Source organism: Pseudidiomarina mangrovi, assembly GCF_003999375.1.
In the GTDB taxonomy this organism is placed as follows: domain Bacteria; phylum Pseudomonadota; class Gammaproteobacteria; order Enterobacterales; family Alteromonadaceae; genus Pseudidiomarina; species Pseudidiomarina mangrovi.
Genome location: NZ_RJLC01000017.1, coordinates 64,775 through 85,716, shown reverse-complemented (window position 1 = coordinate 85,716; position 20,942 = coordinate 64,775). Strand labels below are relative to the sequence as shown.

The following is a 20,942-nucleotide window of genomic DNA, read 5'->3' as shown; positions in this document are numbered from 1 at the left end:
TAAATCAATTGGTTAATTGTTTTTATAAAACACCAAATAAACTTGGCACGGGTTCTGCATATCTCCATGCAATGAATCAGTTTGCCAATAGGACCTTAGTCATGAACACAGTTACCGTGAATACCCGTTACCCTTCTGCCGGTTTGGCCGTTTTATTACTGACTTCTAGTCTGTTACTAAACGGTTGCGGTCAAGCCGGCGCCTCTAATCAAACGGAAACAGCCGAAGTTGTTGCACGGATACCAGTGGCAACACAGTTGGTGGGTAGTAGCTCCATTACCGCAAGTTTCAAAACCACCGCTACGCTTGAAGCCATCGCCGAAACCGATGTAGTCAGTAAAGCCAACGGGTTGATTGAAGACATTCTGGTGGAAGAAGGTGACTTTGTGCAGCAAGGGCAACTTCTCGCCCGGGTACGCGACCACGAATACCGTATTCAAGCGGCGCAAGCACAGGCCGAGCTAAGCAGCGTGCAACAAGAATTGAAACGGGTAAAAGACATGGCTGAACGCGACATGATTAGCGCTGACGCTTACGACAAACTGCGCTATCAAGTGGATTTGTTGCAAGCACGCTATGATATGGCGGCCTTGAACTTAGCAGAAACTGAAATTCGTGCACCAATCAGTGGCTTCGTGTCAAAACGCTATGTCAAACTTGGTAACTTAATCAAGCAGTACGAGAGCGCGAAACTGTTTCATATCGTTGCCAGCGATGCCCTGCAAGGCAACGTCTACTTACCCGAGCGTGAACTAAAAAATATTGCCGTAGGGCAAAGCGCGCAACTGCGCGTGAGCGCCTACCCCAATCAAAGCATTGACGCCACGGTAGCCCGCATTAGCCCAGTGGTGGACACTCAGTCTGGCACCTTCCGCGTGGTACTGACCGTCAACAATAGCGATAATCAGCTGAAGCCGGGCATGTTTGCCCACGTCAATCTCAATTATGCAACTCGCGACAACACCATGACCTTGCCACGTTATGCGGTCATCAGTCTAGATAACCAGTACAGCGTATTTACCGTGGATGCTGAAGGTGTTGCCCATAAAGTGGACGTGAAAATTGGTTTTGAAGATGAACAGCGCATTGAGATTATCGAAGGCATCGCGCTTGGCGACCAGATTGTGGTCAATGGCCAAGCCAATTTGAAAGATGCCGCCTTGGTTGAGGTCATTCGCAGCGAGCAACAATCATGAGCTTAGTTCGTTTGGCGGTGCGCCGCCCTGTCACCATATCGATGATCACCCTCGCGGTGCTGTTATTTGGGTTAGTGGCATTAGGCCGTATTCCAGTAACTTTACTGCCTGATTTGGCCTACCCCACCCTGACCGTGCGCACCGATTACCCAGGTGGTGCGCCAAGTGAAGTGGAACAGCTGATTAGTAAGCCTATTGAGGAAAACCTCGGTACGGTGAAAGGAATTCGTCGGATTGAATCGGTATCACGTGCAGGGCAAAGCGATGTGGTATTGGAGTTTTCGTGGGGCACCAATATGGATATGGCCAGCCTCGACGTGCGCGAAAAGCTCGACCTGGTCAACTTACCGCTAGATATTGAAAAACCAACACTATTGCGTTTTAACCCAGCTGAAGAGCCGGTATATCGACTGGCGCTAGGGCTCAAAGCCGCTGATGATAACGTCAGTATCGAACGCCTGAAACGCCTGCGTACCTACGCCGAAGAAGATCTGAAACGCCAATTAGAGGGTGTTGAAGGGGTCGCTTCGGTGCGTCTGGGTGGCGGTTTAGAAGACGAAATTCAGGTACTGGTGAACGAACAACGCGCCAGTCAGTTACAAATTCCGATGAGCTTGATCATTTCTCGCTTGCGCGAGGAAAACATCAACCTCTCGGGCGGGCGTATTGAGTCTGAGCGCGCTGAATACTTGGTGCGTACCCTCAATCAATTCCAGAATCTCGACGATATGCGCGCGATTTATATCACCTCGCGCAATGAGCGGCCGGTGCTGCTGCGTGATATTGCTACCGTTAGTAATAGTTACAAAGAACGTGATTCAATTAGCCGCGTTGCCGGCTTAGAAGCGGTCGAGGTATCGCTTTACAAAGAAGGTGACGCGAATACCGTGGCAGTATCAAAGGCCGTGCAAGCTCATTTAGCGCAATTACAACAGGCCAAATTGATTCCCGCTGAATACGAAATCAAGCCAATTTATGACCAAGCGGTGTTTATTAGCGCCGCTATTTCAGAAGTACGCGATGCAGCCCTGCTCGGTGGCGCGCTCGCTATGGTGATCATTTACCTGTTTTTACAACGCATATGGCCAACGGTCATTATCTCATTAGCCATTCCAATTTCGATTATTGCGACCTTTAACTTGATGCATGGCTACCAAGTATCGCTCAACATGATGTCGTTGGGCGGTATTGCCTTAGCGGTCGGTATGCTGGTGGATAACGCCATTGTGGTGCTAGAAAACATTGCCCGCCATCAAGCCGCTAGCGACGATGGCACAGTCGCTGCCGAAAAAGGCGCCAGCGAGGTATCGGGCGCCATTACCGCCTCAACCTTAACCACTATGGCGGTATTTTTTCCGCTGGTGTTTGTTGAAGGCATAGCCGGACAATTGTTTCGTGATCAAGCACTGACCGTGACCTTCTCGTTAGCCGCTTCGCTGCTTGTAGCGCTTAGTTTGATTCCTATGCTATCGCGTAGCAAAGCCAACAGCAGCGCTGCGGATCCATTTTTACCACCGGCTAAACCAGCGCCAAGCCGTTGGTGGCAGTATCTGTTGGCATTTCCTGGGCAGCTGCTATTTCGCTGGTTACCGTTTGCGGTGGTGGCTGTGCTAACACTGCTATGGCGTGCTCTTGGTAAGGTCTTTGGGGGTATCACCAAGCCCTTGCTGGCAGCCTTTAACTGGCTTTATCAGGGCCTTGCCCGCGCCTATCAAGGCTTACTAGAGCGTGCCTTGCAGCATGCCAAAGCAACCTTAACCATTATTGTGGTAGCGGCGGCTGCCTGTTACGCGCTCCTACCACAACTGCCGGTTGCCTTGTTGCCGAGCATGGCGCAAGGCGAGTTCTATGTAGAAGTTGAGCTGCAACCGGGTGCAACCATCAGCGAAACCGACCAGGTTCTCGCCGGGCTGGCGGCAACTATTGCCAATGACCCACAATTAACCGCACTAGTTAGCCGCTATTACAGTGTTGCTGGCACCGGTAGCTTATTAAATGCCGCACCCGGGCAAAGTGGAAATCAGTGGGGCCGCTTCAATGTGGTGATGGCGAGCAGTGCTAGTGCTGCCGATGAACAGTGGGTGCAGCAACGCTTGCGCCAACAAACCGACCGTATTCCTGGGCTGATGGTGAAATTAGGCCGGCCAGAACTGTTCAGCTTCAGCAGCCCCATCACGGTAGAAATCACCGGTTATGACCTGACCTTGTTACAGCAAGCCGCTGAGCAATTAGCCCAGCAGTTTGCCGGCAGCGAGCGCTACACCGATATCCGCGTGAATATGACCGATGGCCAACCTGAACTGGCGGTAGCCTTTGATCATCAGCGCCTCGCGCAATATGGGCTCACCAGCGCCGAAGTCAGTGAATTGCTGGCCACCAAAATTGGTGGCCGGGTGGCCAGTCAATTCAGCCTCGCCGACCGCAAAATTGATATTTTAGTACGCAGTGAACAGGCTGATCGTGATTCACTGCAAGATTTACGGCAGTTGATCATCAACCCCGGTGCTGAGCGTGAAATTCCATTATCAGCAGTGGCTGATGTCACCGCTATTGTTGGGCCAAGCGAGATTACCCGCGTTGACCAGCAACGCACCGCGCTGGTTGAAGCAAACTTAGCCTATGGTGACCTTGGCGCGGCGGTTGCTGAAGCACAACAGATTGTCGCACAAACGCAATTACCCATGACCATCACTGCTAATGTGGCCGGGCAAAATGAAGAAATGCAGCAATCCTTCCAATCGCTGCAATTTGCCTTAGTACTCGCAGTATTCTTGGTGTATTTGGTGATGGCGTCACAATTTGAATCATTGCTGCACCCGCTGTTCATTCTCTTGAGTGTGCCATTAGCCGGAGCTGGCTCTATTCTTGGCTTGTACCTGATGGGAACCGAGCTGAGCATCATTGTGTTTATCGGTTTGATCATGTTGGCCGGTATTGTGGTGAACAACGCCATTGTGTTGGTTGACCGCATTAATCAGCTGCGCACCGCCGGATTAGACCGCGTAGCTGCGGTGCGCGATGCCGCACAGCAGCGCTTACGGCCAATTCTGATGACCATGTTAACGACCGTACTGGGTCTGATGCCGTTGGCTCTTGGCTTAGGCGAAGGGGCAGAAATTCGTGCGCCTATGGCGATTAGCGTGATTGCTGGTCTACTGTTCTCCACCTTACTGACCTTACTGTTTATTCCGTGTTTGTATGCGCTGGTGGACCGTAAACAGGTTGTTGCTGTGGAGCCAAAGCCATGATGACTGCGGCCGAAATCGGTGCGAGCTTAGCGCGCTGGGCATTACGCCGGCCGGTGACCACCTGCATGATCTTCGTATCCATGGTACTGCTGGGTGCGATCAGTTCACGGCTGTTACCGCTGGAAAAATTCCCCGGTATTGAGATCCCCGAAATTGTGGTGACCGTGCCTTATCCCAACTCCACCCCTGCCGAAGTAGAACGCTTACTAACGCGGCCGCTGGAGGAAGCTCTAGCCACCATGAGCAATGTGGAACGCATGCGCTCATGGTCGAGCTCCGAGCAAGCACAAGTGTTGCTGCAATTTGATTGGGACCAAGACATCAACGCCAAGAGTATTGAGGCGCGTGAAAAGGTTGATGCCATTAAACATTTATTGCCCGATGACATTGAGCGCATTCAAGTGCTGCAATTTAACACCGAAGACATGCCGGTGTTTCAATTGCGTATCTCGTCGCAACGGGACTTGAGCAATGCCTACGACTTGCTCGATCGCAGCCTGCGCAAACCGATTGAACGCGTTGATGGCGTATCACGGGTGACCTTGTATGGCGTACAGCCGCAACAGATCGTTATCCGTCTTGATCAGCAAGCCTTGTTGGCTCATAACTTATCGGCAGCTACGGTAACGCGGCTGCTGCAGCAAGCCAACTTTGCACTGACCGCTGGCTATTTGGAAAATGACTTTGAACGGATTTTGGTCAACCCCATTGGGGAGTTTCGCAACGAATACGAAATTGGTCAGTTGCCTATTCGCGCTGGCTTAAAGCTTGCTGACATCGCCAGCATTGGCCGTGAAATGCCGCGTAAAAACGATGGCCGCCACCTCGATCAGCGCTATGCCATTGGTATGGAAGTATTTAAAGAGTCCAGTGCCAATTTGGTCGAAGTATCGGCACGGGTGATGACGGTCATTGAAGAGATCCGTAACGATCCGCAATTTAATGGCATCAATTTGTACATCATGGACGATACCGCTGATGGCGTAACTACCTCGCTCAGTGATTTGGTCATGGCCGGGCTTATCGGTGCTTTGCTGTCATTTATTGTGCTGTATGTCTTTATTCGTAATTTAGTAACCACTCTTATTGTGGTGCTGTCAGTGCCTATCGCGATTTGTATTGCCCTCGGTGGTATGTACTTTTTAGGCTATTCATTGAACGTGCTATCGCTGATGGGGCTGATGCTCGCCATTGGTATGTTGGTTGATAACGCAGTGGTTATTACCGAGAGTATCTTGCACGAGCAAGAACGCGGCGCCGATGCCAAACAAGCCACGATTCTTGGGGTGGGCAATGTATCACTGGCAGTAGTAGCTGGAACGCTAACCACCGCCATTGTATTTTTGCCGAACATCTTCGGTAAAAAAATTGATGTGACCATCTTCCTTGAGCACACCGCCATTGCTATCTGTTTATCGTTGCTGGCGTCGTTGCTGATTGCGCAAACACTGATCCCGTTACTCACCAGTCGCTTTATGCCGGCGGTAAAGGCCAAACCAGCGCAATCGGTGAAGCCGCAAGAGCCATCCTGGTATCAGCGCAGTTTGAGCTGGAGTTATCAGCATCCGCGCTGGACTGGGCTATTTGCACTGCTGATTTTACTCAGTATTGCTATTCCCTTTGCTGGCGTCAGTGGCGACCAAGAACCACAAGGTTCCAATGACCGCTTATTTATCAGCTATAACCTGCATACCCAATACAATTTGGCTGAGGTTGAAGAAGAAGTCAGCAAAATGGAGGCGTTTTTGTACGCCAATCAAGACAGCTTTTACATTGATGCGGTTTACAGCTATTACACCCCTGATTACGCCATTTCAACGCTGTTGCTAAAACCTGAACGGGCAGAAAAACTATCAGCGTTGATGGACCGCATGCGTGAACAGTTTCCGAAAATGCTGCGCAGCGATCCACAATTTGGCTTTGGTGGCGGTAATGGTAACGGTGTGCGGGTAACCTTAAGCGGCAACTCCACCGATACCCTGCAACAGCTAGCGGCCGAGTTGTTACCCAAGCTCAGTGCCATTGATGGTTTGACGGATGTGCAAACCGAAATGGACGCCGGCCAATTTGAGTTATTGGTGCAACTAGACCGGGAGCGCATTCATCGCCTTGGTTTGAGTTCCAGTACGGTGGCTCAGGCCTTGAGTACCGCCCTGCGCGGTCAGCGTTTACGCTCATTTCGCGGTGATCCCAATGGCGAAATTCAAATGCGCATTGCCTTTGATAAAAAGCTGGAATATTCGCTTGAAGCCTTATTGGATATTCCTATTGCCCAGCTGGGCGAGCGGGTGGTGACCTTACGCAGTGTTGCCACCGTGACCAAGCAACCGCGCTTGGGGCAAATTCGTCGGGTTGATCGGCGTACCTCGCTTAATATCGACGCCAACCTCAATGAACTGACCCTGAATGAAGCGCGCGACCGCATCACCCAGGTGCTCAATAACGTGCAACTACCGCAGGGTTATGCTTGGAGTCTTGATGGCAGTTTCTTGCGCCAGCAAGAAGCCGAAAACGTGATGTTGGTAAACACGCTGCTCGCGGTGGTGATGATTTATATCGTTATGGCTGCGCTGTTTGAGTCGGTGCTGTTGCCTACTGCAGTGATCACCTCGTTGCTGTTTTCTATTGTTGGGGTGTTCTGGGCGCTATTCCTGACTGGCCAATCGATCACCATCATGGCGATGATCGGGATCTTGATCTTGATGGGCATTGTCGTGAATAACGGCATTGTGTTGGTCGACCGCATTAACCAGTATTTAGCCGCTGGTATGAGCCTTGAACAAGCGGTGATTGATGGCAGTGTGAGCCGCTTTAGGCCTATTTTGATGACCGTGTCTACCACCGTGCTGGGGTTAATTCCGTTAGCTTTCGGCACCACGCAAATTGGTGGTGATGGCCCGCCCTATGCGCCTATGGCGATTTCCATTATTGGTGGCTTAGTGTTATCGACGCTGACCAGTTTGTACTTGGTCCCCTATGCCTACGTGCGGTTACTGCACATCCGTGCGCGCTGGCGGCAATTGCGCCAGCAAGCCGGTGCAGCGGTTAGTCGAGTAATTGCTGGTTAGCACGCATCAGGTCAGCGGGCGTATCAATGCCCGCTGGCGGTGCTTTAATCGCTTCCGCCACATGAATACGCTCGCCGTACCACAATACCCGCAGTTGTTCTAATGACTCAATTTGCTCCAGTGGGCTGGCGGGCCATTCCACATAGCGCCAGACAAAGCCGGCGCGATAGGCATAAATACCAATATGACGGCGGTAATCAGCCAGTGCGCCTAATTGCTGTTGACCCAGGGCATCGCGCTCGTAGGGAATGGGTGCTCGGCTAAAATACAACGCGTAGCCGTTAACATCGGTGACCACTTTCACCGCGTGCGGGCTCATCACCTCATCAATACTTTCAATCGGCACTGCTAAGGTCGCCATTTGCGCCAAGCGTTGATTGGCTAGGTTATCGGCAACTTGGCGAATAATCTCCGGCGGAATAAAAGGTTCATCACCTTGCACGTTGACCACAATGTGATCATCGGCAATGGCTAAATACTCAATCACCTCGGCGATTCGTTCAGTCCCCGATTGATGATGGCTAGCGGTGAGCATTGCACGGCCGCCAAAGGCCTCTACTGCATCGACGATGCGTTGGTCATCGGTGGCAACGATCACTTCGGCTGCGCCAGCTGCAGCAGCGCGTTCATACACCCGTTGCACCATAGTTTTATCGCCAATCATGGCGAGTGGTTTACCAGGTAAGCGGCTGGATGCATAGCGCGCTGGAATAATGACGGTGAAGCTCATTGGGGTACCTGCTCCAACTCGTCGTTACTTAGCTCACGGGCTGCTGAACTGAGCAACATGGGCATGTCGTTACGAACCGGAAAAGCAAGCTTATCAGCGCGGCAGACTAACTCCTGCGCCTGTGCCAACCAAACTAACCGACTTTTGCACAATGGGCAGGCTAAAATTGCCAAGGTGCGTGCATCAATTGCCATGACTGTTTCCTCGTTTAGAATCACTCGTAACTGCGGCTAATCGGGCGTCAAAACAACGCCAAAATTCATCGTTAAACTGTGCGCTAATGGGCAGATAATACCAATTTGGTTGGGCAAATGCGCGGCATTTGGCGGCATCTTTTTCGGTCATCAGCACTGGCTGTGATGGCTCTAGGTCAGCGAAATCAGCCGCACTGAACGGGTGATGATCGGCAAAACCCCGATACTCGGCCACGGCAATCTTCTGCCCGCGCACAGTGGTAAAAAATCGCTCGGGGTCGGCAATGCCGGCAATCACCAGCGCGCCGCTAAAATCCGCGCCGGTAACCTCAGCATCATCGCTAACCCGACGCCACGCTGCCGCGACAATTTGATAGGCGAACTGATCATAGCTGCCCTCGGTGTGCGCATGGCGAACACAAAAATCAGCCTGTTGCAGCCGGCTTGGCGGTTCACGCAATGGCCCCAGTGGTAACCGCCAACCATTGCCAAAGCCACGACGGCTATCAATCACAATCACTTCAATATCGCGTTGTAGGCGATAATGCTGCAAGCCGTCATCGGCCACTAAAATGTTTACTTCGGGGTGTACCTGGCACAGTTGCTGCGCCGCTTGGACTCTATCTGGTGCTACCATCAGCGGCACCCCAGCACGGCGTTGCAACAGCCATGGCTCATCGCCACAGGCATGCGCTGAGCATGCGCCATCTACCAATAATGGAAACGGACCACTACCGCCATAGCCACGGGAAATAATACCCGGGCGCCAGCCCTGGCGTTGCAAATAGTCGACCATGGCCAAGGTCACTGGGGTTTTACCGCTGCCACCAACGTTGATATTCCCCACTATCACCAATGGCACCGGCGCCCGATAGCTACGCAGCCAACCCTGTTGATAGAGCCAACGGCGGCTGCTACTGATAAGCACAAAGAGGCTATGTAATGGCAGTAATAGCCATAAAATGGGGCGAACCTTGGCAGCGTACCAAGCTCGCTGCCACCACATTAGTGATCAGCTCCAGTAAACTGCAAACGATGCAATTGATGATAGGCGCCTTGCTGTTGTAACAACTCTTTGTGGCTACCACGCTCAATCACTTTGCCATCTTCCAGCACCAGAATTTCGTCGGCTTTTTCGATGGTTGATAGCCGGTGGGCAATCACAATGGAGGTTCGGTTTTGCTGCAAGCGGCTCAACGCGGTCTGAATATGGCGCTCTGATTCGGTATCTAGCGCCGAGGTGGCTTCATCGAGAATCAGAATAGGCGCATCGCGCAACAAAGCTCGGGCAATGGCGATACGTTGGCGCTGACCGCCAGATAGCATCACGCCATTTTCGCCCACCATAGTTTCTAAACCGCGCGGTAAGTTATCGGTAAACTCGGTGACATACGCTTGCTCAGCCACTTCACGCAAGCGTTCCTTACTGACGGGCTGATGGGCTCCATAACAAATATTGGCAGCGATGGTGTCGTTGAACAGGGTTACGCTTTGCGACACTAGGGCAAACTGCCGCCGCAGTGACTTCAGGCGGTAGTCATAGATATCCACGCCATCTAAGCGAATGACGCCATCTTGCGGCGCATAAAACCGCGTTAACAAGTTAGAAATCGTCGATTTACCACTACCTGAGCGCCCTACCAAAGCTAAGGTTTTGCCAGCGGGTACAGTAAAACTGACTTTATCCAGCGCCGGGCTATCGGCTTGGTCGTAGCGAAAGGTCACCTGATCAAATTCAATATCACCGCGCGCGCGGTCTAACTTCACCGTGCCTGAATCAGTCTCTGGCTGCTCATCCAACACTTCAAAAATACTGGTGGCAGCGGCAATCCCACGCTGAAAATCGCTATTCACTGAGGTCAGTTGTTTGAGCGGTCGTAACAGCATAATCATCGCCGTTAACAAGGTGGTAAAAGCACCGGCTGATAAGTTTTGCAGCATCTGCGGATAACTCGCCAGCACCAACACCATCGATAAACTAAACGATGCAATCAGCTGAATCACTGAGGTACTAACGGTCTGCGCGTTGACCAGTTTCATGTTCTGGTTGCGGGTAATGTTGTTGATGTCGTTAAAGCGCTTTGATTCACGCTTCTGGCCTTCGTACATCACCACTACTTTGTGGCCATTAATCATTTGCTCAGCAGTGGTAGTAACGCTACCCATAGCGGTTTGAATACGGCTGGATACCATCCGAAAACGCTTGGAGACAATAGTCACTACCTTGGCAATCAACGGACCAACCACCAAAAACACCAAGGATAATTGCCAGCTGTGGTAGAACATCAACGACAGTAAGCCAATGACAAAAGCTCCCTCGCGGATCAGAATCAATAACGCGCGGCTGCTGGCTTCGGCGACTTGCTGGGTGGTGTAGGTGATCTTAGAAATCAAATCACCGGTGGAGTGCTGATCATGGAAGGACACCGGTAAGCGCATCATGTGATCAAATAACTGTTGGCGCATGGTGGTGACCACGCGAAAACCCACCCAGTTGAGAAAATACGACGCCACAAAGTTGAAGATGCCCCGTGCAATAAACACCACCGGGACAAAAATAGCCCCATAAATCAGTATTTTTGAATTGTGTTCGGTTAAACCGTCATCAATTAAGGTTTCAATTTGCGAGAAAAAGAAGGTATCCACGGCGGCGTAGCCGAGCATGCCAACAATCGATAGCGCAAACGCTGCACGATAGGGTTTAATGTAGCCGAGCAAGCGGCGAAAGGTGGTCTGTTTTACAGTTTCAGTGCTCATGAATCACATGTCGTAAGAACAATTCAGCACATTCTAACCGTTTTGCCAGCAGACTGGCTAGTTTCGCATGCGCGGTGGCACCGCATCGGCATCAAACCAGCGCCGCTGAGCCGCTGCCCACGGCTGCTCCGCGCGCCAATTGCGACCATCACTCCAAATGCTGATTTGCCCGCCAGTAGCGGTCTCGAGCAAGGGTATCTGTAGCTGCGCCAAACGTTCACGCAGTAACGGATGAACTAACCGCCACGGATTATTACGACCGCGACTCGCCAGCGCCAAGGACGGCCTGACATGGCGTAAAAAATAGCTTTCACTGGAACTGTTACTGCCATGGTGGGCCAACACCAGAATATCGGCTTTGACATCAGCACTGTGTGCCAGCAGTTGGCGTTCACCGCGCTTTTCGATATCACCCGGTACCAGTAATCGTAAGTGACCAAATTGCAGCATCAGCACACAGGAGTCGTCATTGTGCTGATTACGGGTTTCTGCGCGTGGGTGCAATACCTGCCAATGCACGCCACGCCAATTACCCTGCTGGCCAGCACTGCAGGCCGAACCAACATCAGCACCAAACCAGCGCAGGTCCGGATAGGCTTCGGAGACACTGGCAGCGCCACCTTGGTGATCATTATCGCGATGACTGATAAAGCCAAGTTCGGGCACGAGTTTGCGCGCCTGCAGAAAAGGCAGCACAGTGCGCGCCCCCATGTCCGCGCCACTGGCATAATTGGCGCCGGTATCAATCAGCAAGGCATAGCCTTGGCGTTCTACTACTAGCGCACTGCCCTGCTCCACATCCAACATATGCACATAGACATCAGTCTCATAGCTGCGCAGCAAATGCTGGAGGTGCAGCCCAACGAGCACTACCACAACCACCCCAACGCGCCAAGAATACGCCCCGGGTATGATCATCATCACTAGCACCACTAACAAACTCCAGCCCCCTACGGTGGCGCTTGCGAGCCATTGCCAAGGCTGCTCCGCCAACCACAGCAACGGCGGCCACAGCAGTTCCAGCGGCCAATGCGCCAGCTGTAAAAGCCCCTGACTAAAACTATCGAGCTGCAGCAGCTGCAGTACCAGCGCCAACAATGCTAGCGGTAGAATCCAGAAGGTAAACAGCGGAATCACCAGCAAATTAGTCGCCGGTGCGGCTATTGGTAGGCCACCAAACCACCACGCAGTCAGCGGCCACAGCGCCAGGGTTAACACCACTTCCAGCCGCCACAACATGCGCAATGCCGACCATTTGCCTTGAATTGGCTGCCAGCGCCAATTCATAAAAATAATTGTCGCCACCGCAGCCACCGACAGCCAAAAGCCACTTTGTAGCGGTGCCATAGGTTCAACCAACACCACAAGGGCCGCAGCACGCAACAAAATACGCGCCGGTGGCGTGCGCGCACCGAGCAATTTATGCACAAATACCACGCTGAGCATCAACCAAGCTCGCACCGTAGCGGTGGCAAATCCGGCCAAATAGGCATAACCAAAAGCCACCAGCAGCGCGACGGCATAACTGATGACCACCAGATTACGGTTATCGCGGCCCTGCCGAGTGTTGCCAAGCGGCCAGCACAGCGCGCGCACCAGCAGCAACGCGCCCGCGGCAACCAAGGTCAAATGCAGCCCGGAAATAGCAATCAGGTGGGCTAAACCGGTGCGCTGGAACACCTGCCAATGCGCACTGCTCAGTTGCTGTCGCTCACCCACCAACAACGCCACCAATACCCCGCCATGCGGGAGCGCTTGGGTATGCTGTTGAAGTTGCTGATAAATGCGCTGTCTGAGGTTAGCCTCGCCGTGCAGCCAGTGACCGCTGACCACCGAACCAAGGGCGCGTATGTGTTGGCTCAATAAATAACGATGATACAGAAAGCCGCCGTCATTACGCTGCCCTTGAGGGTGTCGTAAACGCACTTGAAGTTGCCATGTTTCGCCGGCTTTGGGCATCCGCTGCTGCGGCTCAGGGTCGTACCAATTAAGCCGCGCTTGCAGCGAATCTGGCAGCTGCGCATGATCAACCAGCAGTTGCCCTTGCAGCCGCCAATAATCAGGCTGAGCTTGGGTAATTGCGCTGACCGTGAAGTTTGCGGTGAGCGTCTCGCCAATAATTTGTGGCGGTAATTTGTCCTGACTGATCGAATAGGCGTTGCCAGCACCCCAACTCATCCCGCACAATATAGCCATTAACAGCTGCGCCAGCACCACCACACGGCTGCCGCTGGTCGGCCACGGTAACGGTCGGTAGCCAAGTAATGCGGTCAACAGCAACAATGTCAGCAGACCCACAGCCTGAGTTGCTGTTATAATAGTGCCAGCCATAAAGCTCAACGCTAGGCCAAGCATAAACATGCACAACCACCTATCCATGGATGTTGTACCTTTTTATCGATAACGAGTTTGTTGCGCGATGCCGAAGAAGTTTATACAGCGAATAATGCCGAGCCATGATTCAGTGCGCGCTAGTCGTGGCATGAAGATCTTCGGCAAGTTGCTGCATGATGCCAATTTGTGGCACCTCAATCGCCGCTCAGCGGCAGGCGCCTTTGCGGTTGGCTTATTTTGTGCGTTTATTCCGGTACCCTTTCAAATGGTCCTGGCCGCTGCGCTTGCTATTCCCTTTCGAGTCAATTTGCCGCTATCGGTGGCTTTGGTGTGGGTGACTAATCCCATCACCATGCCGGTGATCTTCTATTTTTGCTACCTGGTGGGTAATTCACTGGTTGGCAGCCCCGAACAGCAATTTAGTTTTGAACTGTCATGGCAGTGGTTGGCCGAAAGCATCTCAACCATTAGCCCAGCCTTTTTGCTTGGTTGTTTGATTTTGGGCACCATTACCTGCATTGTCGGCTACTTCACTATTAGCTTGTTGTGGCGGCAGTCAGTGGTCAACGCTTGGCAAGCCCGCAAAGCACGCATGCTAGCAGCGCTGAAGTTAGGTGATAACGACCACCATCGGCAGTAATTACTCCAACGCTTCAATCACTTCAATGGTGCCGGCTCGCCACGCTGGATACAACGTGGCAATCATGCTCATGACTAAGGCGGCCAGTGCTACGAGCAGTACATCCTGCCATGCTAACCGCGCCGGAATACTATCGACAAAGTATACATCGCCAGCCAAAACGCTGCTGCCGGTGAGTTGCTGCAGCCACCCTAACAGCTGTGGAATACTGATAGTCAACAGCATGCCGCCGCACACCCCCAACAACACACCAAATGCACCGTTCTGTAGGCCTTGCCACACGAATACCTGCATCATGTGCGCCCGACGTAAGCCCATGGTGCGCAATATCCCGATGTGACGTAGCTTTTCTTGCACCGTCATAATCAGCGTTGAAACAATATTAAAGCAGGCAACCGCCAATACCAGCACCAACACCACATACATGATTAAGCGTACCAGTAAAATATCGCGGTATAGGTGACCATGACTGCGCATCCAATGATCAAGATACAAATACTCACTACTTTGCCGGCCAATAGCGGTAGCTACCTGACCACTTTCAAAGATATCGCGTATCTGTACGTCAATGGCCGTGACGCCGGTGTCCATGCCGAGTAATTCGCGGGCGTTAGCCAGCGAGGTATACCCCATATAATGGTCGACGGTGCCGCCAAAATGAAACACACCAGCTACGGTCATCACTTTACGTTGCGGCTGCCGAAAGCTTTGCTGGTCCGCCACCAACACCGTGATGGTGTCATTGACCGTTAAATCCAATAGCTTCGCTAAACCACTTCCTAACACGATACTATTGGGCTGCTGCAACGCCTGCCATGCCGTGGCCGGCATATAGTCAGCAATAGCTTGAGGTTGCTCAAGCGCAATACCATTCACCTGCAAGGCAGTAAACCGCGCACCTTGCTGAATCATAGCTTGGCTACGGATCACCGGTTGCGCAGCACGCACCTGTGGATGCGCCAGCGCTTGCTCAATGAGTTGTTGCGGCTGCTGCAAGGTGCCGTTTACCGCGCGCAATTCTACCTGCGGTATCAAGCTTAAAAAACGTTGTTGCAATACATCAGCAAAACCATTCATGACACTCAGGCCAGCAATAAAGGCGGCGCAACCTAAGGCGATGCCTAAGGTTGATGATGCTGAGATAAATGATAAAAAGCCACTGCGTTCACGGCCAGCACGAAAGCGCCGGGCTAGCGCAAAGGTCAACCGCACTTGCGCTAGCATGCCGCTTGCTCACTTGCCACGGCTTGCAATTGGCCGCGGTGCAAATGCAACACCCGCGGTAATTGATGGGCTAGATGTTGATCATGAGTGACGATCACAAATGCGGTACCCAATTGCTGATTCAGGCGCTGCATCAGCGCATAAATTTGCTCAGCGGTTTGCGCGTCCAAGTTGCCGGTTGGTTCATCGGCGAGCACCAATTGTGGCTGATTAACCAATGCCCGGGCAATAGCGACACGCTGCCGCTCACCGCCTGATAGCTCAGCCGGACGGTGCTGCTGGCGCTCGCTTAAACCAACAAAAGCCAACATTTCGGCAGCTCGTTGCATGGCTAAACGCTGCGAGTGTCCAGCAATAAGTTGCGGCATAGCAACATTCTCGAGAGCATTAAATTCGGGTAATAAATGATGAAACTGATAAACAAAACCCAGCGCTTGATTACGCCAGTCAGCTAGCTGATTCGGCGACCACTGGGTAATGGCTTGGCCACGATAGGTCACCGCACCGGAACTAGGTTGGTCAAGCCCCCCTAAGCAGTGCAACAAGGTACTTTTACCCGATCCTGAACTACCCACAATAGCAACCATATCGCCCTGTTGAATCTGCAAATCGACCTGATTGAGGACTTGCAGTTGCCGCTGACCGTCTTGATAGACCCGGCTTAATTGCTGACAAGCCAATAACACATCATTCATAGCGCAGTGCCTCCGCGGGCAAAATTCGACTGGCTCGCCACGCTGGGTAGAGTGTAGCAAGCAGAGTTAATAGCATGGCAGTGACCACAATCAGCACAATTTGTGTGGTGACTAGTCGCACCGGTAGGCCGCCATCGGCGGTAAAGTCGGTTTGTACGCCAAAGGCCCAGAGTAGATCATTCAAACCGAGGCTCAAGCCGACCCCTAGGGCGCACCCTAACAGTCCGCCAATAATGCCATTACGCAGACCATGGATAACAAAGATCCAGTACAGTGAGCGGCGGCGCAGCCCCATGGTCTGCAAGATCGCGATATCGGCCCGTTTATCTTGGATAACCATCATCAGTGACGACACAATGTTGAACGCAGCAACGGCAATGATCAGCCCCAGCATCATGGTGATCATGGCTTTTTCCAGTGCCACCGCATCAAACAATTCGCCATAACGTTGGCGCCAGCTTTCACTGCGATAGTTGTCGTTTAACAAGGTATCGAGCTGCTGTTGAGCGGCAAGCGCGGCAAATGGGTCGCTGAAGAAATAGCGTAACGCGGTGATTTGGTCATCCCCGAGGCGCAACAGCCGTGCCGCATCAACGCCATGCATCACCACTAGTTGCGCGTCTGCTTCAGATTGCATGGCAATAATACCGGCAACTTCAAATTGCCGCTGTGACGGTACCAAGCCAAACGGGGTATAGGTGCCCCCTGCGGCGGCAACAATACGCATGCTGTCGCCTGGCCAAAGGTTCAGTTCAGTAGCCAGTTGTTGACCAATCAACACCTTATAGCTACCAGCTTGTAAGGCCGAGAAATCACCGACCTGAAGCTGCTGCCGCAACGGTGCTAACTGCACCTCACTGCCGGGATAGTCGGCAAATATGCCTTGCATAAAAATCGGCTTGAGTTGCCCTTGCTGTTGCACCACGCCGGCGCTGAGCACCTGCGGCAATAACGCGGTTTGTTGTGGTAGCGCTGGTAATTGCTCGGCAAGTGGCTGCCAATCAACCAAGGCTAAGCCGTTGCTGGGGACAATCGATAATTGCGGCACCACACCTAAAATGCGTTCTTTAAGTTGTTGTTCAAAGCCGTTCATCACCGAGCCGACCACAATCAACGCTGCAACACCAAGCATAATGCCGGCCAACGAAAAGCGATTGATAAAGCGAGCAAAGCGATTACCGTAATTAGAACGGGCAAAGCGTTGAGCAATAAAAAATACGGCCGACAAGGGCATCTCCAATGAAAACCATGGTGCGTTGCAAGCATAAAGAAATCTTGCCACTGATCCAAGCGACAACTTCAGGTATACTTGCCTACACGCTAACAAACCCGCTGTTATTAAGAATCAACACACACTTATGACCAAGGCTTCTGTTTTATCGCCACCGTTCCCACTGTCGGCAACCCAAGATATCAGTTGGCAGCAATTGGCTGGCAGCAGCGTTGCATTGGCGCTGGCTAAACTGCTTCAGCAACAAACTCGACCATTGCTTATTGTTACCCCAGACGCACCGCAAGCGCATCGGCTGGAACAAGAAATCAATGCCTTCTTACCCGATTCAGCTGCTGCCGTGTGGGTATTCCCCGATTGGGAAACGCTGCCATATGACAGCTTTTCGCCGCATCAAGATATTATCTCAGAACGCTTAAGTGTGTTGGCAAAATTACCCAGCTTGCAGCGTGGCGCCTTGATTGTATCGCTCAACACCCTCATGCATCGGTTGGCGCCGACAGATTATGTTGCTGGGCAAGCATTACAAGTACGCAAGCAGCAGCATCTTGATATCCATGCCCTGCGCCTGCGCCTCGAACGGGCCGGCTATCGCCATGTCCAGCAAGTCATGGAGCATGGTGAGTTCTGTGCTCGAGGTTCGTTGCTGGATTTGTTCCCGATGGGAAGCAGTGTGCCCTACCGCATTGATTTTTTTGATACCGAAGTGGATTCCATTCGTATCTTTGACCCAGACACCCAGTTGTCAGCCGGCACCATCGATGCCATTAATCTGTTACCGGCGCATGAGTTCCCCACTGATGATAGCGGTATTGAACAGTTCCGCGCCCGTTACCGTGAACTGTTCGGCGCCTCCAACGAGCGTGACTCGGTCTATTATCAAGTCTCACAGCGCCAACTACCTGGTGGTATCGAATACTATCTACCGCTGTTCTTTGCCGACACCGCCAGTTTATTTGACTATCTGCCCGATGACACCTTGCTGGTTACCTGCGGCGACTTACAGACCGCAGTTGATGGCCTGTGGCACGACGTCAGCCAACGTTATGAACAACGCCGCTACGATCAGCAACGGCCGTTACTGGCACCGCAGCAGTTATTTCTCACCGTTGATCAGCTGCACGGAGAATTCAAACGTCGGCCGCGGATTCGCGCACTGATCCCTGCCGATAAGCCACAACCGGGGCCGCAGCAGTTTGCCACCCAAGCCTTGACTGCCATTGCCGTTAATCATCAGGCGAAAGAACCGCTGCAAAGCCTTCGTCAACAACTCGAGCAGCACTTTGCCGAGGGCTATCGGGTGCTATTTGCGGTGGAATCTGCTGGCCGTCGCGAAAGCTTAAAAGAGCTATTGGCACCACTGCGCTTGGCATTACCAGAATGCGCCAGCGTTGATGCCTTTCTAACCAGCAATGAACGCAGTGCCGTAGTAGTAGCGCCACTGATCCATTCGTTCAGTCTGGCAGAAGCCAAATTAGTTCTGATTACCGAGACCGAGCTGCTGGGCAGCCGCATCATTCAGCGCCGCCGCCGTGAGCAAAAACAAGCACTGGCCAGTGAGCATTTAGTCCGCAACCTAGCTGAATTAAAAATCGGCCAACCGGTAGTGCACCTTGAACATGGCGTGGGCCGTTATCAAGGCCTGCAAACTCTTGATTCCGGTGGAATCACCACCGAATTCGTTACCATTGAGTACGCCCATCAAAGCAAATTGTATGTGCCCGTAGCGTCACTGCATTTATTGAGCCGCTACAGCGGTGGTGAAGAGTCTGCCGCGCCACTCCACAAATTAGGCAATGACCAATGGGAACGGGCCAAGCGCAAGGCCGCCGAGAAAATTCGTGATGTCGCGGCAGAACTTTTGGATGTCTATGCCCGCCGTGAAGCTAAACCGGGCTTTCCATTCACCTTCGATCACAGCGATTATCAACGCTTCGCCAATGGCTTCCCGTTTGAGGAAACCGACGACCAGCAAAGCGCAATTAGCGGTGTACTCAACGATATGCAAGCGCCACGAGCCATGGACCGCTTGGTGTGCGGTGATGTAGGTTTTGGTAAAACTGAAGTAGCGATGCGCGCTGCCTTTGTCGCCGTCAATGCCGGTAAACAAGTGGCAGTACTGGTACCCACAACACTACTAGCGCAACAGCATTACGAGAACTTTAAAGATCGCTTTGCCGATTGGCCCATTCGGGTAGAGGTGCTGTCGCGTTTCAAAAGCGCCAAACAAACCACGCAAATTTTAGCCGACCTAAAAGCAGGAAAAGTGGACTTGGTCATCGGTACCCATAAATTGCTCCAAGACTCAGTGACGTTTCACGACTTGGGCTTGTTGATTGTGGATGAAGAACACCGCTTTGGAGTGCGCCAAAAAGAGGCCATCAAGCGCATGCGCGCGGACGTAGATATTCTCACCCTCACCGCGACACCTATTCCTCGCACCTTGAATATGGCAATGCATGGTGTCCGCGATCTATCCATCATCGCCACCCCGCCAGCCAAGCGCCTGGCGGTGAAGACTTTTGTGCGCGAATACGATGAGGCGACTATTCGTGAGGCCATTTTGCGGGAGATCCTTCGCGGCGGCCAAGTCTACTTTTTGCATAACAATGTCGATACTATCGCCAAAACCGCCGCCGACCTCGAACAACTGGTGCCAGAAGCGCGCATCACCGTAGCTCACGGACAAATGCGGGAACGCGATCTTGAACGCATCATGTCCGACTTTTACCATCAACGCTTTAACGTCTTGGTCTGTACCACTATTGTTGAGACCGGTATTGACGTACCGACGGCAAACACCATCATTATGGACCGTGCTGATCATTTAGGTTTAGCGCAAATGCATCAATTACGCGGTCGTGTTGGTCGTTCGCACCACCAAGCCTACGCTTATTTGCTGACCCCGCACCCCAAGCGCATGACCAAAGATGCCTTAAAACGGTTAGAAGCCATTGCTCAACTAGAAGATTTAGGAGCCGGTTTTATGCTCGCCACCCACGATCTGGAGATCCGTGGTGCCGGGGAGTTGCTCGGTGATGAGCAAAGCGGTCAAATTGAGAGTATTGGCTTTAGTTTGTATATGGAGATGCTCGAACAAGCGGTTCAGGCCCTGCGCGAAGGGCGTGAGCCAGCGCTTGATCAACTGCTCCAGCAACAATCGGACATTGACCTCCGGATTGCTGCATTGCTACCTGATGATTACATTGCCGATGTCAACCAGCGCCTCAGTCTCTACAAACGCATTGCTAGCGCTGCAGATACTAGCGCTCTAGATGACCTGCAGATTGAGCTGATTGACCGCTTTGGGTTATTGCCCGAGCCGGTGAAAAATTTAATCCGTATTGCCACCCTGCGGCAGATAGCTAATAGTCTTGGCATTCGTAAAATTGATGGCGGCCCGCAGGGCATAAGTATTGAATTTGCTGCAACCACCAAGATTTCAGTCAGCTATCTGATTGAACTAATGCAACAGCAACCGCAACACTATCGCTTAGACGGGCCGAATCGTTTACGTGTTCTTGGCAAAATTGACGATACTCAAGCCCGCTTGAAACTGGTAGAGTCGCTATTACACGACTTTAATCAACACCGTAATGAGCCATAACCGCAGTGAGCCATAGAG

At 52.3% G+C, this 20,942-nt stretch carries 13 protein-coding genes; 5 read left to right on the top strand and 8 right to left on the bottom strand.

Going from position 1 to position 20,942, the window contains the following annotated elements:
• Positions 1-101 precede the first annotated feature (101 nt).
• The 3 genes from EFO84_RS09650 to EFO84_RS09640 are packed head-to-tail and all read left to right on the top strand — an operon-like array spanning position 102 to position 7,512.
• Positions 102-1,196 (top strand): efflux RND transporter periplasmic adaptor subunit, encoded by a 1,095-nt coding sequence (locus EFO84_RS09650; protein ID WP_164742428.1) that lies wholly within the window; start codon positions 102-104, stop codon positions 1,194-1,196.
• Positions 1,193-4,444, top strand: a complete 3,252-nt coding sequence (locus EFO84_RS09645) for an efflux RND transporter permease subunit (RefSeq protein ID WP_127347855.1) — start codon at positions 1,193-1,195, stop codon at positions 4,442-4,444. Before EFO84_RS09650 ends, EFO84_RS09645 begins: the two co-directional genes overlap by 4 nt.
• Positions 4,444-7,512 carry an efflux RND transporter permease subunit gene (locus EFO84_RS09640; protein ID WP_431355331.1) on the top strand — a complete coding sequence of 1,023 codons (3,069 nt, stop codon included), beginning with the start codon at positions 4,444-4,446 and terminating at the stop codon, positions 7,510-7,512. The genes EFO84_RS09645 and EFO84_RS09640 overlap by 1 nt, the downstream gene beginning before the upstream one ends.
• On the opposite strand, the gene kdsB is transcribed toward EFO84_RS09640, so the two are convergent.
• From kdsB to EFO84_RS09615, 5 genes are read right to left on the bottom strand one after another with little or no spacing between them, the layout of a single operon-like run.
• Complete coding sequence (gene kdsB, locus EFO84_RS09635) at positions 7,490-8,242, bottom strand: 3-deoxy-manno-octulosonate cytidylyltransferase (protein ID WP_127347853.1); 753 nt, start codon at positions 8,240-8,242, stop codon at positions 7,490-7,492. The two genes, EFO84_RS09640 and kdsB, sit on opposite strands and share 23 nt — an antisense overlap.
• On the bottom strand, positions 8,239-8,436 hold the full coding sequence (locus EFO84_RS09630) for a Trm112 family protein (protein ID WP_127347852.1): 198 nt from the start codon (positions 8,434-8,436) through the stop codon (positions 8,239-8,241). Before EFO84_RS09630 ends, kdsB begins: the two co-directional genes overlap by 4 nt.
• Positions 8,426-9,442: a tetraacyldisaccharide 4'-kinase gene (gene lpxK, locus EFO84_RS09625; RefSeq protein WP_127347851.1), complete on the bottom strand. Its 1,017-nt coding sequence runs from the start codon at positions 9,440-9,442 to the stop codon at positions 8,426-8,428. Before lpxK ends, EFO84_RS09630 begins: the two co-directional genes overlap by 11 nt.
• Positions 9,442-11,193, bottom strand: coding sequence for a lipid A export permease/ATP-binding protein MsbA (msbA, locus tag EFO84_RS09620; protein ID WP_127347850.1), 1,752 nt, complete (start codon positions 11,191-11,193; stop codon positions 9,442-9,444). Before msbA ends, lpxK begins: the two co-directional genes overlap by 1 nt.
• A 57-nt stretch (positions 11,194-11,250) precedes the next feature.
• Positions 11,251-13,554, bottom strand: coding sequence for a DNA internalization-related competence protein ComEC/Rec2 (locus EFO84_RS09615; RefSeq protein ID WP_164742427.1), 2,304 nt, complete (start codon positions 13,552-13,554; stop codon positions 11,251-11,253).
• A gap of 58 nt (positions 13,555-13,612) precedes the next feature.
• Here EFO84_RS09615 and EFO84_RS09610 point away from each other — a divergent pair, with 58 nt between their 5' ends.
• Positions 13,613-14,167 (top strand): DUF2062 domain-containing protein, encoded by a 555-nt coding sequence (locus EFO84_RS09610; RefSeq protein ID WP_127347848.1) that lies wholly within the window; start codon positions 13,613-13,615, stop codon positions 14,165-14,167.
• Here the strand turns inward: EFO84_RS09610 and EFO84_RS09605 are convergent, their stop codons facing one another.
• Genes EFO84_RS09605 through EFO84_RS09595 form a run of 3 tightly spaced genes read right to left on the bottom strand, consistent with a single transcriptional unit; the run spans position 14,168 to position 17,314 of the window.
• Entirely contained in the window at positions 14,168-15,391 is a 1,224-nt protein-coding gene (locus EFO84_RS09605; protein WP_240642686.1) for a lipoprotein-releasing ABC transporter permease subunit, read from the bottom strand. It lies immediately after the preceding gene.
• Positions 15,385-16,086, bottom strand: a complete 702-nt coding sequence (gene lolD, locus EFO84_RS09600) for a lipoprotein-releasing ABC transporter ATP-binding protein LolD (protein WP_127347847.1) — start codon at positions 16,084-16,086, stop codon at positions 15,385-15,387. The genes EFO84_RS09605 and lolD overlap by 7 nt, the downstream gene beginning before the upstream one ends.
• Complete coding sequence (locus EFO84_RS09595) at positions 16,079-17,314, bottom strand: lipoprotein-releasing ABC transporter permease subunit (RefSeq protein ID WP_164742426.1); 1,236 nt, start codon at positions 17,312-17,314, stop codon at positions 16,079-16,081. Before EFO84_RS09595 ends, lolD begins: the two co-directional genes overlap by 8 nt.
• Before the next feature lie 130 nt (positions 17,315-17,444).
• Here EFO84_RS09595 and mfd point away from each other — a divergent pair, with 130 nt between their 5' ends.
• The gene (mfd, locus tag EFO84_RS09590) at positions 17,445-20,924 is read left to right on the top strand and encodes a transcription-repair coupling factor (protein ID WP_127347845.1); all 3,480 of its coding nucleotides are present in this window, start codon (positions 17,445-17,447) and stop codon (positions 20,922-20,924) included.
• The last annotated feature ends 18 nt before the right edge of the window (positions 20,925-20,942 follow it).

Bases quoted from the DNA above. Each gene is read 5' to 3' on its own strand.
- mfd (WP_127347845.1), top strand. From the start codon at position 17,445: ATGACCAAGGCTTCTGTTTTATCGCCACCGTTCCCACTGTCGGCAACC.
- EFO84_RS09645 (WP_127347855.1), top strand. From the start codon at position 1,193: ATGAGCTTAGTTCGTTTGGCGGTGCGCCGCCCTGTCACCATATCGATG.
- kdsB (WP_127347853.1), bottom strand. From the start codon at position 8,242: ATGAGCTTCACCGTCATTATTCCAGCGCGCTATGCATCCAGCCGCTTA.
- EFO84_RS09640 (WP_431355331.1), top strand. From the start codon at position 4,444: ATGACTGCGGCCGAAATCGGTGCGAGCTTAGCGCGCTGGGCATTACGC.
- EFO84_RS09615 (WP_164742427.1), bottom strand. From the start codon at position 13,554: ATGTTTATGCTTGGCCTAGCGTTGAGCTTTATGGCTGGCACTATTATA.
- msbA (WP_127347850.1), bottom strand. From the start codon at position 11,193: ATGAGCACTGAAACTGTAAAACAGACCACCTTTCGCCGCTTGCTCGGC.
- lpxK (WP_127347851.1), bottom strand. From the start codon at position 9,442: ATGTGGTGGCAGCGAGCTTGGTACGCTGCCAAGGTTCGCCCCATTTTA.
- lolD (WP_127347847.1), bottom strand. From the start codon at position 16,086: ATGAATGATGTGTTATTGGCTTGTCAGCAATTAAGCCGGGTCTATCAA.
- EFO84_RS09605 (WP_240642686.1), bottom strand. From the start codon at position 15,391: ATGCTAGCGCAAGTGCGGTTGACCTTTGCGCTAGCCCGGCGCTTTCGT.
- EFO84_RS09650 (WP_164742428.1), top strand. From the start codon at position 102: ATGAACACAGTTACCGTGAATACCCGTTACCCTTCTGCCGGTTTGGCC.
- EFO84_RS09630 (WP_127347852.1), bottom strand. From the start codon at position 8,436: ATGGCAATTGATGCACGCACCTTGGCAATTTTAGCCTGCCCATTGTGC.
- EFO84_RS09610 (WP_127347848.1), top strand. From the start codon at position 13,613: ATGCCGAAGAAGTTTATACAGCGAATAATGCCGAGCCATGATTCAGTG.